Origin of the sequence: Aequorivita capsosiphonis DSM 23843 (genome assembly GCF_000429125.1) — a bacterium.
GTDB lineage: Bacteria > Bacteroidota > Bacteroidia > Flavobacteriales > Flavobacteriaceae > Aequorivita > Aequorivita capsosiphonis.
This window is the reverse complement of record NZ_AUBG01000022.1, coordinates 1-12,338: the sequence shown is the minus strand read 5'-3', so window position 1 is coordinate 12,338 and position 12,338 is coordinate 1. Positions and strand designations below refer to the sequence as shown.

Sequence of the window (12,338 nt, the reverse complement as noted above, 5' to 3'; positions counted from 1 at the left end):
TGCTTTTTATGCGATGCCTTTTCTGCGATGGTAGTGCTCTGAATAAATTTCGAAATTCCAATGGATTCGTGCCCCTGGGCACCACAAAGTGCCAGAGGCACGACCCATTTTTTGGCCTTGGAATTTATTCCAAGGAAATTGAGAGCTCATAAATTTCATTTCAACTTCAACAGTTTTTTCATTGTTCTTTATTTTATATTTGTTCTATGAACATTGAACAACAAATTACATCCCTTCGCAACGAACTTCGTGAGCATAATTACAACTATTATGTACTTGATAATCCCACTATTTCCGACTTTGATTTTGATCAAAAACTAAAGCAGCTTCAAGAATTGGAAAAGGCCCATCCTGAGTTTTATGATGCTAATTCGCCCACACTTAGGGTTGGAGGCGAAGTCACTAAAAATTTTGAGACTGTTCCACATAATTTCAGAATGTATTCCTTGGAAAATTCCTATTCAAAGGAAGATCTGGAAGATTGGGAAAAACGCATCGAAAAGATGGTAGATGGTCATGTTGAATTTACCTGCGAACTTAAGTATGACGGAGCTTCAATTAGCTTGACCTATGAAGACGGGAGGTTAAAAAAAGCCGTTACTCGTGGCGATGGTTTTCAGGGTGATGATGTAACTGCCAATGTGAAAACAATCCGCTCTATTCCCTTGCAATTGAAGGGTGATTATCCGCCGCTTTTTGATATTCGTGGGGAAATCGTTTTACCTTTTGAAGGATTTGCCAAAATGAATGCTGAAAGAGTGGAGCTGGGGGAAGAGCCATATAGAAATCCGAGAAATACAGCTTCGGGAAGTTTAAAGTTACAGGATAGCGCTGAGGTTGCAAAACGCCCATTGGACTGTTTATTATACAATTTCCAAGGCGAAAGATTACCGATAAAAACGCAATTTGAAAGCCTTGAAAAAGCGCGACATTGGGGGTTTAAAGTTCCTGATGCCGCCAAGCTTGCCAAAAGTCTGGATGAGGTTTTGGAATTTGTGAATTATTGGGACGTGCATCGTCACGAACTCCCTTACGAAACCGATGGGGTAGTAGTGAAAGTAAACAATCTACAGCAGCAGGAAGAACTAGGTTATACCGCCAAATCGCCACGTTGGGCAATGGCTTATAAATTTAAGGCGGAACAAGTATCCACTGTATTGAATCAAATAACCTATCAAGTTGGAAGAACGGGGGCGATTACTCCTGTTGCAAACTTGGAGCCTGTGGAATTGGCGGGAACCATTGTAAAACGAGCTTCTTTGCACAACGCAGATCAAATTGCAAAACTCGATATCCGTGAAGGCGATACTGTTTTTGTTGAAAAAGGAGGAGAGATAATTCCGAAGATAATCGGTGTAGATTTTACGCTGCGTGACCCAAATTCAAACCCAACAGAATATATAACCGAATGTCCAGAATGCGGAACTGAATTGGTTCGGCAAGAGGGGGAGGCTCAGCATTATTGCCCCAATTTTGAGGGTTGTCCGCCACAGATTATTGGTAGGATTCAGCATTTTATTTCGCGAAAGGCGATGGATATTGAAGGTTTGGGTGGCGAAACCGTGGCGTTGTTAGTAAATAACGGCCTAATAAATAATTATGCCGATTTGTATTTGCTGAAGGAGGAACAGATAATTCCGTTGGAGCGAATGGCGCAGAAAAGTGCCGAGAATATTATAAAAGGGATTGAGGCTTCAAAACAGATTCCCTTTGATCGCGTACTTTTCGGTTTGGGAATTCGGTATGTTGGTGAAACGGTTGCTAAAAAATTAGCCAAGCATTACAAAACAATTGACGCGTTGCGGAATGCTTCCGAAGAAGAATTGGTAACTGTTGATGAAATTGGTGTGCGCATCGCTCAAAGTGTGGTTTCTTTTTTTACTTCCGAAGAAAATATTGAAACCGTTGCGCGCTTAAAAAGTTATGGCGTGCAATTGGAAATTTCTGCCGAAAAACTTGCCAGTCAAACCGATACATTAAGTGGAAGCACCTTTGTTGTTTCCGGCGTTTTCACGAAAGTGACCCGCAACGAGCTTAAAAAATTGATTGAAGACAATGGTGGAAAAGTTTCTAGCTCTATTTCTTCCAAAACAAATTATGTGGTGGCGGGCGAAAATATGGGACCGAGCAAAAAGACAAAGGCAGAAGATTTGGGCGTGGCAATTATTTCGGAAGACGATTTTTTAAATATGGTTTGAGTTTTCTGCAAGGCGTTATGCTGAGCTTGTCTAAGTATGTTGCCCACCCAAGGAGGCCTTCTTTTGTCAAATTAAACTAAAAACCTAAAAAAAATTCTATTTTTGAAGCGCAAAAGCTTCATATTCTATGTTGAAAAAAGTAAAAAAGAATTCGCTTAAAAAGCATACCCAAAAAAACCTATTGGAGCGTGACGTTTCTCAGCGTAATACACCGTTGAAGTATCTAGGTTTTTTGGTGGACGAGACTTTTTTTGACGATTTTGAAATGCTTTATGAATTTGGAAATGAGCTCGGTTTACAGCGAAAAGATGTAAAAGTTTTTACTTTCGTGGAAACGCGACGGAAAATTCCATCGCTCCGGCAAAACCAGATCACAAACAAGGAATTTACTTGGCGCGGAGAAATCCACAGTCAAAATGCAAGAGAATTTCTCGATTTTCCTTTTGATGTTTTGATAGGTATTTACAGAAATAAACACGAATTTTTGAGTGCGATGGTAGCAGAGAGTAAAGCGAAGTTTAAAATAGGATTCGATGGCGTTGATGAGCGGTTGTTTGATTTATTGCTCGCGGTTGATCCGCAAAATTCGAAAACCTTCAAAAGTGAGGTGAAAAAATATTTAGAGATTTTTAAGAAGATCTAAACTACAGATGACGATGATGGATGTCTGAAGGTGGATGAAATAGAAAGGAACATTTTAGAGTCAAAAGAATCAATTGTATTAGAAAATAGAAAATAAGAAATGAAACAATTAGTTGGAACTGGAGTAGCCTTAATTACTCCTTTTAAAAGTGATTTTTCCGTAGATGTGGAAGGCCTTACAAAAGTGGTTGACTTCAATATAGAAAATGGAATTGACTATTTGGTGGTTTTAGGCACAACGGCTGAGAGTGCGACACTTTCAAAGGAGGAAAAGCAACTTGTTATTAACACCATAGTTTCTTCAAATAACGGAAGATTGCCTTTGGTTCTAGGCATTGGGAGTAACAATACGCAAGAAGTGATTGATGAAATGACGCTTCGGGATCTTTCCGCTTTTACTGCAATTCTATCGGTTTCGCCTTACTATAATAAGCCAACACAGGAAGGGATTTATCGGCATTTTGCAGCAATTGCAAAGGTAGCTCCCTTGCCTATAATCTTGTATAATGTTCCTGGAAGAACGGCTTCAAATATGTTGCCTGAAACCGTTATCCGTTTGGCGAATGATTTCGATAAAATTGTTGCAATAAAAGAAGCGGCTGGCGATATTGTACAGGCGATGCGATTGATTTTGGGTTGCCCAAAAGATTTTTTAGTGATTTCAGGGGACGATATGATTACATTGCCAATGGTTCTTGCTGGAGGAGCAGGAGTAATCTCAGTTATTGGTGAAGGTTTTCCAAAGGAATTTTCAAAAATGGTAAAACTCGGTTTGGATAAAAAAGTTGACGAAGCCTATAAAATCCACTACAAAATTGCTCCTGCAATTGATTACATTTTTACCGAAGGAAATCCTGCCGGAATTAAAGCAGTCTTTAAAACTTTAGGTATTTGTGGTGATACAGTACGCCTTCCTTTGGTGGTGGTTAGCGAGGCTTTGCGAAGTAAAATAGATTCTTTTGTAAAAAAATTCTAAGTCGAGACTTTAGTCCCAATGCGTTAAACTTTTCAAAAGGCTTGCAAATAATAGCCTTCAGCGCAATATTTTAGCCGAATAATAAGTTTGTTCAATCACGTTTAATTCCCTATTTTTGCACGATGTTTTTTAAGCCCATGCGAGTACCACTATTTATAACACTTTGTCTTACTGTTCTATTATCATCCTGTGGCGAATACCAAAAGGTTCTTCGAAAGGACGATATGGGCAAGAAATACGCTTTTGCAGATTCGCTTTACCAAAAGGGGAAATACAAAAAAAGCCTAAAGCTTATGGAGCAAATTGTTCCATCATACAGAGGAAAGCCTCAAGGTGAAAAACTGATGTTTATTTATGCAAACACCTATTATAATCTACAGGATTATTATATGTCTGGATATCAGTTTGAGCGTTTTACACAGGCTTATCCAAAAAGTGATAGCCTTGAAATCGCTGCATTCAAGTCGGCAAAAAGCTTTTATCAGTTGTCTCCAAGGTTTTCATTAGATCAAAAAGATACTGATAAAGCGCTTGACAAACTTCAGGACTATATCAACGCATATCCAGATTCTGACCAGAGAATGGAGGCTAATGAGTTGGTGGCAGAATTGCGACAAAAACTGGAAAAGAAGCAATTTAGGACCGCAAAGCAATATTTACATGTTGAGGATTATAAGGCGGCCATTGAAGCCTTTGATAACTTTATAACGGATAATCCTGGCTCCATTTACCGAAAAGAAGCTTTCTTCGGAAGATTTGAATCGGCATATAAATTGGCTGTTAATAGTATTCCAATCCTAGTTCAAGAACGTTTAGTGACGGCAAAAGGATACTATAGAAGTTTTATAAAATATTATAAGGATACAGATTTAGCTCCAGAAGCGAACGAAATTTATGAAGACTTGGAGAGCCGGCTTGTTCCTACAGAAACAGAACCCACTATTTAATTAATTTTTTACTATGGATATTAAAAATTCAGAAGCACCCGTCAATACTGTTACTCTTAACAAGAACTTGATTGATGCGCCAACCAACAATATTTATGAGGCTATTGCTATCATTGCAAAAAGAGCCACACAAATAAATGGCGACATCAAGAAAGAACTTCTTGAAAAACTGGATGAGTTTGCAACTTACAACGACAGTTTGGAAGAGATTTTTGAAAACAAGGAACAAATAGAGGTTTCTAAGTTTTATGAAAGACTTCCAAAGCCGCACGCGCTAGCAGTAGAGGAGTGGTTGAAAAATAAAATATATTACAGAAATACACAAGACGAAGCGATTGACGAATAAAAGTTATTCGTTAGTTAAAAGTTAATGGCAACAATTGCTTAACTTGGAACCTGTAAGCTAAAAATTGAAACTAAAAGAATGTCTGTTTTGAACGGTAAAAATATCTTGCTTGGTGTTACTGGCGGGATTGCCGCATACAAAGCAGCTTTTTTAGTTAGACTTTTAGTGAAGAAGGGCGCCAACGTAAGAGTTGTGATGACGGAATCTGCGAAGGAATTCGTCACCCCATTAACACTTTCAACGCTTTCAAAAAATGAGGTCTTTTCTTCTTTTACCGAAGAAAATGACTCAACAAGCTTTAAAGAGCCCAAATGGAACAACCACGTAGCGTTGGCCCTTTGGGCTGATTTATTTTTGATAGCTCCGGCTACGGCCAATACATTGTCTAAAATGTCTACTGGTAATTGCGACAATCTTTTGCTCGCTTGTTACCTTTCGGCTAAATGCCCAGTGTACTATGCGCCTGCAATGGATTTGGATATGTATAAACATCCTACCACGGAGCAGGATTTTAAAAAACTGGATAGCTTTGGGAATATTCAGATTCCAGCTGCTTTCGGTGAATTGGCGAGCGGTTTGGTTGGGCAGGGAAGAATGGCTGAACCTGAGGAGATCGTGTCATTTTTAGAACGAGATTTATTGAAAAGTCTTCCGTTGCGCGGCAAGAAATTCTTAATAACTGCGGGGCCAACCTATGAAGCTATTGATCCAGTACGTTTTATTGGAAATCATTCCAGTGGAAAAATGGGCTATGCAATCGCCGAGGTTGCGGCAAAGTTAGGTGCTGAGGTGACTTTAGTATCTGGACCAGTCAACTTAAAGCTAGAGAACGATTCTATAAAAATTTTATCGGTTACTTCCGCAGAAGAAATGTACAATGCAGTTCACTTGCACTTCAATAATTGTGATGTGGGTATTTTAAGTGCGGCCGTGGCAGATTATCGTCCGGCAGAAATTGCTTCCCAGAAAATTAAAAAGAAGGATAATGAGGATGATTTAAGCCTTCAGCTCACAAAAACAAAAGATATTTTAGCTTCCTTGGGCAAAATAAAAAAGAATCAATTTTTGGTGGGTTTTGCTTTGGAAACTCAAAACGAGGAAGAAAATGCAAAATTGAAACTCAAAAAAAAGAATTTAGATTTAATTGTGCTAAATTCGCTTCGGGACAAAGGTGCTGGCTTTAAAACCGACACCAACAAGATTACTTTAATATCTAAAGACAATAAAGTGATTCCTTTTCCTGTTAAATCTAAAAAAGAAGTAGCAAAAGATATTTTAGAATATATTATAGATCAAATCCATGCGTAAATTTATACTTTTCTTATTCTGTACCGTTTCGGTACTTTCAGCAAATTCACAGGAACTAAACTGCACGGTTTCTATTGATGCGGTACAAACTGGACAACCAAACCTGCAAATTTTCAAAACTTTGGAAACCCAATTGCGGGAATTTGTAATCAACACGAGATGGACCGATAAGGAATATAAAAACCAAGAACGCATCGATTGCAATATGACTTTGGTTGTGAGTCAATATGACGGTGATACGTTTAACGCAACCCTTCAAATTCAATCTTCTCGACCTGTTTTTGACTCTACTTATGACAGTCCTGTTTATAACTATTTTGACAAACAAGTTAGCTTTAGTTACAAAGAATTTGAGCCGCTGAATTTCAATATAAATAGCTTTGAATCAAACTTGGTTTCAGTGGTGGCGTTTCACGTATATACTATATTAGGTTTGGATGCCGATACTTATACACCCAATGGTGGCGCACCTTATTTTGAAATAGCCAAACAAATAACGAATACGGCTGCTTCTAGCAATTATTCAGGCTGGAAATCTGCAGACGGAAATCAATCAAGATATAGGTATAATGATGCTTTAATTTCTTCAGTTTATAAGGAATTTCACGATGCCATGTATCAGTATCACCGAGAGGGTTTGGATGTTATGGCTACAAACCCCAAACAAGCTAAAGACAAGATTTCTGATGCTATTGGGATACTAAAAGGTGTTAATGATAGACGTCCAAATTCGTTTTTGGTTCGAACTTTTTTTGATGCCAAGAGCGACGAAATTCAAGCTATTTTTAGTGGAGGACCGCAAGTTGATGTTACCAAGTTGATAGAAAACCTTAACCGAATAGCTCCTACAAAACGCAGTAACTGGTCTGAAATCAAGTATTAGGTGAAAATTCAAAGTTTAAGGTTTAAAGTTCAAGGTTCAAGATTCAAGGTTCAAGGTTCAAGGTTCAAAGTTCAAGGTTCAAGGTTAAGAATTGAACTTTGAATATTAATTTCTACCAACTACCAACTACCAACTACCAACTACCAACTACCAACTACCAACTGCCAAGTACCGACTAACAACTATAAATGATTACAACTCTCGTTATAAAAAACTACGCTCTTATTGAAGATATTCGCGTGGACTTTAATGAAGGATTGACAATTATTACAGGTGAAACTGGAGCAGGGAAGTCGATACTTCTTGGAGCCTTGGCCCTTTTGTTGGGGAAAAGGGCAGATTTAGGCAGCGTTAAAGATGCTTCAAAAAAATGTATTGTTGAAGGACACTTTGCTATTGCCAATTATAATTTGGAAAGTATTTTTGACGAAAATGATATGGACTATGAATCGCATACCATTATTCGCCGTGAAATATTACCCAGCGGAAAATCACGTGCTTTTGTTAATGACACGCCTGTCGCCTTAGCCCAACTGCAGGCGCTTTCCCCATATTTAATAGATGTTCACAGTCAGCACGAAACTTTAGAAGTTGCTACGGAAAACTTCCAAATGGATGTAATCGATTCTTTGGCGGGAAACAGTTCGCTTCTGAAGTTGTATAGCAAAGAATTTGCAGATTTTAAAAAGACTTCCGAAGCACTTTCTCTTTTACAAAAGGAGAAGGAAGATGCCTCGAAAGAACTGGATTACCAAAGTTTTCTTTTTAATGAACTTCAACAAGCAAATTTAAGTAAGCTAAACCAACAAGAGCTCGAGGAAACTTATGAGACACTAAACAACGCCGAAGCAATACAGGATGCCCTTTCAAATGTAAACCGACTTTTGGACGAAGAGCAAATTGGCACCTTGCAATCAGCAAAGGAAGCCCGTATAATTTTGGGCAAAATAAAAGAGTTTTCTACTGTCTTTGAAGGTTTTTGGGAGCGAGTGAACAGTATTATTTTAGAATTGGAAGATATTTCAAGTGAAGTGGGAAATACTTCAGAAAAGATTGAAGCCGATCCAGAAATGCTCTTTCAGGTAAATGAAAAGTTGCAAACCTTATACAAGCTTCAGCAAAAGCATGCGGTTTCATCAGTTTCAGAATTATTGGAAATTGAGAAGAACCTAGAAGAAAAAGTGAATACTACCTTGGGAATGGACGATGCCATAGAAAAGTTAGAAAAACAAAAGGCGTTATTGCGCCAGACTGCTTTAAAAACAGCTGCTTCGCTTCATCAAAAGAGAGAAAAATCAATTCCTTTGCTTAAGAAAAAACTAGAAGCAACCTTATTGCCTTTAGGTTTGCCAAATGCCCAATTTCAATTTGAGCTTAATGCTTCAGAAGATTTTAAAGCGAGTGGAACAGATACGTTACAGCTTTTGTTTACCGCCAATAAGGGCATGGCGTTCGGGTCACTTAAAAAAGTTGCTTCCGGTGGTGAAATGAGTAGAATTATGCTTTCCATTAAGGCGGTTTTGGCCGAATACAAAAAATTACCTACTATTGTTTTTGACGAAATAGACACTGGGGTTTCAGGTGAAGTAGCCAATAAAATGGCTGATATTATGCATCAAATGAGCAAAAAGATGCAATTGTTGAGCATTACACACTTGCCGCAAATTGCAGCAAAGGGAGATCATCATATTAAGGTATATAAAGAAGATAAGAATAATATTACCGGAACGCATTTAAAAGTTTTGGAGAAAGAAGAACGCATTATTGAAATAGCGCAAATGCTTGGAGGCAAAAATGTTTCTGAGGCAGCTTTGGCAAATGCGAAAGAATTATTGAATTAAACAGTATATTTACAATTCAAAGTTCAAAGTTCAAAATTCAAAGTTGAATGTTCAAAGTCAAGAACAGGAGAAATGATAAATTGCCTTGAGCAGTTAACTATAAACCATAAACATATACTGGTAGCGCTTAACGGATACCGATTAACTTATACAAATAACCATTAGCAGTTATCAATAACCATAAACATTAAAAATATGTCTTATAATTTACTTAAAGGAAAACGCGGAATTATTTTTGGAGCGCTGGATTCAAATTCCATAGCTTGGAAAACCGCTGAACGCGTTCACGAAGAAGGTGGAAAGTTTGTGCTCACCAATGCGCCTATTGCTTTGCGAATGGGTACTATTAAAGAACTTGCTGAGAAAACTGGCTCTGAAGTTATTCCTGCTGATGCAACGAGTATAGAAGACTTAGAGAACTTGGTGGCGAAGGCAACCGAAATTTTGGGAGGAAAAATAGACTTCGTCCTTCACTCTATTGGTATGTCTGTAAATGTTCGGAAGGGCAATCATTACACCAATCAGAATTACGACTTTACGCATAAAGGCTGGGATATCTCTGCCGAGTCTTTTCATAAGACCATGCAGGTGCTTTATCAAAAGGACGCCATGAGTGAGTGGGGAAGTATCATTGCACTTACCTATATGGCTTCGCAGCGTGTTTTTCCGGACTATAATGATATGGCGGATAATAAGGCTTATTTAGAAAGTATTGCGCGTAGTTTTGGATATTTCTTCGGAAGGGATAAAAAGGTTCGTGTCAATACAATCTCGCAATCCCCAACTCCTACAACCGCAGGTCAAGGCGTAAAAGGGTTTGATGGCTTTATCAACTATGCCGATAAAATGTCGCCTTTGGGCAATGCTACAGCGCTGGATTGTGCAAATTATACTATAGCGATGTTTAGTGACCTTACTAAACGAGTAACACTTCAAAATCTATATAATGATGGTGGTTTTTCAAATATGGGAGTCAGTGATTCCGTTATGGAAGCTTTTGTAGAAGGAAAATAACACATACATTTTTTTAATAAATCAATCCTGCCAAGTCTTGGCAGGATTTTTTTTGATAGTTAAAGAAATTATCATAAAACTTTGTTATTAACATAATTTTAGATACTTTTAAGGGATTATTAACTAAATCCTATTAAATTATGAAAAGAAGTACTATTATTGGGTGTTTTGTTGGTCTGCTCTCGCTGACCTTAAGCGCCCAAACTACTCAACCTTCAGATTCAAGGGCCAGTTCAAGCCCGACGGATATAGGGGTGCAAAAGTCCACAGTTACCATTCAGGATCTGTTGGCGCGCTATAACAATGTTGGAAAGCAGGCTGGCTCCGTTTCCGAACATTTTACAATAGAGGAACAACGAATGCTGAGAGCCTATTTCAGCAACCAACAACCTGCTAGAGCGGCTAATGCTGCAAATACTGTGGTCTTTAATAGTTCTGTTGAAGCAAAAAACATCGCATTCACTCAAGAGCAAAGAGCGGCCTATAATCGAACTCCTTTGTTTGTGGCTCCACGTGCGCTTACAGCTGAAGATGAAGCAGAACTTCTGGCTGCAGGACAAAATAGACTTAATACTAATGTTGCGAATAATACAGTAATCCAAAGTAGGATTCTTTCTGATATTGTTCCTACTGCCGGTGAAGTTGAAACCTTTAATCCTGCGGTTGGAGACAATTTCTTCGATCCAGGTGGACCAGGAGGAGAAAATACCGATGGTGCTCCCGGGAATTATCCAAACTGTAACTGTGATACCCAAACAACTTTGGCCGGTGTAACAGAAATTGAATTCTTAGAATTCGGAGTAAATGGTTATTTCGATTATTTAAAAATTTACGATGGAGCTGACGCTACAGGCACTTTGCTATACGATAACAGTCAAACAGGAGCAAATAATGGAGATAAAGTTTTAGCAGATATGATTGCTTCTAATGGATCTGCTACATTTACTAGTACTAGTGGAGATTTATTTTTCTTTTTCCACGCTAGTGGTGTTGTAAACTGGCTTGGTTGGGACGTTGAAATAGTTGCAGCTGGAGGTGGTGGTGGCAGTGGATACTGTACTCCTGAAGGAACAAACTCGGATAGATTTATCGATAATTTCTCTACCACTGGCGGCAGCGAAAACATTTCCAATATGGGTTCTGGTTTTTCAGCAGGCGGATATGGAGATTTTTATGATACAGCTACAGTTACTCAAGAGCAAGAAGGGAATGTGGACTTCTCGGCAGACATGGAAGGAGGAACTGCGGGCTTTAGAATCTGGGTAGACTGGAACCAAGATGGCGTTTTCGATACAACAGACGAAGTAGCTTATGCTTCAAGCGGTTATTTATCCAATCAAACAGGTACGATTACCGTTCCTGCAGATGCTTTGGAAGGTGATACCCGAATGAGAGTCGTGAGCCATTGGTTAAGTACAACAGGAGATGTTGATCCTTGTGAGACAGGATTTACTTATGGAGAATTTGAGGATTATAAGTTTACTGTAACTTCTGGCGGTGGTGGAACTTTCCCAGAGCCGTACTGCGGACCATTAACCTTTAACAACGGTGTAGAGCCAATCACGTTGGTTGATGTTGCAGGAATTAGTAATGTATCGGATGCTACGTTAGATGGATCTCCTGCTCATGAAGACTTTACCGCAATTGAAGGTGATATGGAAGAAGGAATGACCTATGCCATCGCTTTGGAGGGTAATACTGGTGGAGGTTTTACAAATAGCTTTACCGTTTTTATTGATTGGAATCAAGACGGAATTTTAGATAACGACAGTGAACGTTATGAAATAGGTACTATTGTTGGTTCTACAGGTACAGATGGTCAACAGGCCACTGGAGATATTGTAGTTCCTTCTGGTGTTACTGCCGGTCAAACTAGAATGCGGGTTATTAAAAGATTTCCGGCCTCTTACGCTACTGATTCTTGTACTCCAGGTTCTGGTTATGGCCAAGCCGAAGATTACACCATAAACGTTACTGGCGGTGGTGGTACAGGGGGTGATTGCGAACAAGAACATCCTATTGCAGGTGATGGTAATGGAGGTTCAGGATCTTCTGTTGATTCTGACTTTACGAGTGCTGCAGACATTGTAGTGGCTGCTGGTGAGGACTTCACATTAGATACCATTGAAGTTTCCTTCTTGACATTTGCTCCGGAAGATGCACCTATAACTGCTAATGTTATA

The 12,338-nt window shown here is 38.8% G+C and carries 10 protein-coding genes; all 10 read left to right on the top strand.

What is annotated here, in order from left to right:
* Window positions 1-206 precede the first annotated feature (206 nt).
* Complete coding sequence (gene ligA, locus G440_RS0115515; RefSeq protein WP_026452153.1) at window positions 207-2,198, top strand: NAD-dependent DNA ligase LigA; 1,992 nt, start codon at window positions 207-209, stop codon at window positions 2,196-2,198.
* A gap of 127 nt (window positions 2,199-2,325) precedes the next feature.
* On the top strand, window positions 2,326-2,841 hold the full coding sequence (locus tag G440_RS20800; RefSeq protein ID WP_026452152.1) for a DUF6913 domain-containing protein: 516 nt from the start codon (window positions 2,326-2,328) through the stop codon (window positions 2,839-2,841).
* A 99-nt stretch (window positions 2,842-2,940) separates the two neighbouring features.
* Window positions 2,941-3,816, top strand: coding sequence for a 4-hydroxy-tetrahydrodipicolinate synthase (gene dapA / locus G440_RS0115505; protein ID WP_026452151.1), 876 nt, complete (start codon window positions 2,941-2,943; stop codon window positions 3,814-3,816).
* Window positions 3,817-3,953: 137 nt separating this feature from the next.
* A complete protein-coding gene (locus tag G440_RS0115500) occupies window positions 3,954-4,763 on the top strand; it encodes an outer membrane protein assembly factor BamD (protein ID WP_026452150.1) in 810 nt (269 codons plus the stop codon).
* A gap of 13 nt (window positions 4,764-4,776) precedes the next feature.
* Entirely contained in the window at window positions 4,777-5,109 is a 333-nt protein-coding gene (locus G440_RS0115495) for a DNA-directed RNA polymerase subunit omega (protein WP_026452149.1), read from the top strand.
* A gap of 78 nt (window positions 5,110-5,187) precedes the next feature.
* Complete coding sequence (gene coaBC / locus G440_RS0115490; RefSeq protein WP_026452148.1) at window positions 5,188-6,417, top strand: bifunctional phosphopantothenoylcysteine decarboxylase/phosphopantothenate--cysteine ligase CoaBC; 1,230 nt, start codon at window positions 5,188-5,190, stop codon at window positions 6,415-6,417.
* Window positions 6,410-7,300, top strand: a complete 891-nt coding sequence (gene porD, locus G440_RS0115485) for a type IX secretion system protein PorD (RefSeq protein ID WP_026452147.1) — start codon at window positions 6,410-6,412, stop codon at window positions 7,298-7,300. The genes coaBC and porD overlap by 8 nt, the downstream gene beginning before the upstream one ends.
* Before the next feature lie 188 nt (window positions 7,301-7,488).
* Window positions 7,489-9,141, top strand: a complete 1,653-nt coding sequence (gene recN / locus G440_RS0115480) for a DNA repair protein RecN (protein WP_026452146.1) — start codon at window positions 7,489-7,491, stop codon at window positions 9,139-9,141.
* A gap of 195 nt (window positions 9,142-9,336) precedes the next feature.
* Window positions 9,337-10,155 (top strand): enoyl-ACP reductase FabI, encoded by an 819-nt coding sequence (locus G440_RS0115475; RefSeq protein WP_026452145.1) that lies wholly within the window; start codon window positions 9,337-9,339, stop codon window positions 10,153-10,155.
* 140 nt (window positions 10,156-10,295) lie between these two features.
* On the top strand, window positions 10,296-12,338 hold a 2,043-nt coding region (locus tag G440_RS20795; protein WP_245574873.1), incomplete at its 3' end, for a GEVED domain-containing protein.

Coding starts and splice junctions, on each gene's coding strand:
- ligA (WP_026452153.1), top strand. CDS start 207: ATGAACATTGAACAACAAATTACATCCCTTCGCAACGAACTTCGTGAG.
- G440_RS20800 (WP_026452152.1), top strand. CDS start 2,326: ATGTTGAAAAAAGTAAAAAAGAATTCGCTTAAAAAGCATACCCAAAAA.
- dapA (WP_026452151.1), top strand. CDS start 2,941: ATGAAACAATTAGTTGGAACTGGAGTAGCCTTAATTACTCCTTTTAAA.
- G440_RS0115500 (WP_026452150.1), top strand. CDS start 3,954: ATGCGAGTACCACTATTTATAACACTTTGTCTTACTGTTCTATTATCA.
- G440_RS0115495 (WP_026452149.1), top strand. CDS start 4,777: ATGGATATTAAAAATTCAGAAGCACCCGTCAATACTGTTACTCTTAAC.
- coaBC (WP_026452148.1), top strand. CDS start 5,188: ATGTCTGTTTTGAACGGTAAAAATATCTTGCTTGGTGTTACTGGCGGG.
- porD (WP_026452147.1), top strand. CDS start 6,410: ATGCGTAAATTTATACTTTTCTTATTCTGTACCGTTTCGGTACTTTCA.
- recN (WP_026452146.1), top strand. CDS start 7,489: ATGATTACAACTCTCGTTATAAAAAACTACGCTCTTATTGAAGATATT.
- G440_RS0115475 (WP_026452145.1), top strand. CDS start 9,337: ATGTCTTATAATTTACTTAAAGGAAAACGCGGAATTATTTTTGGAGCG.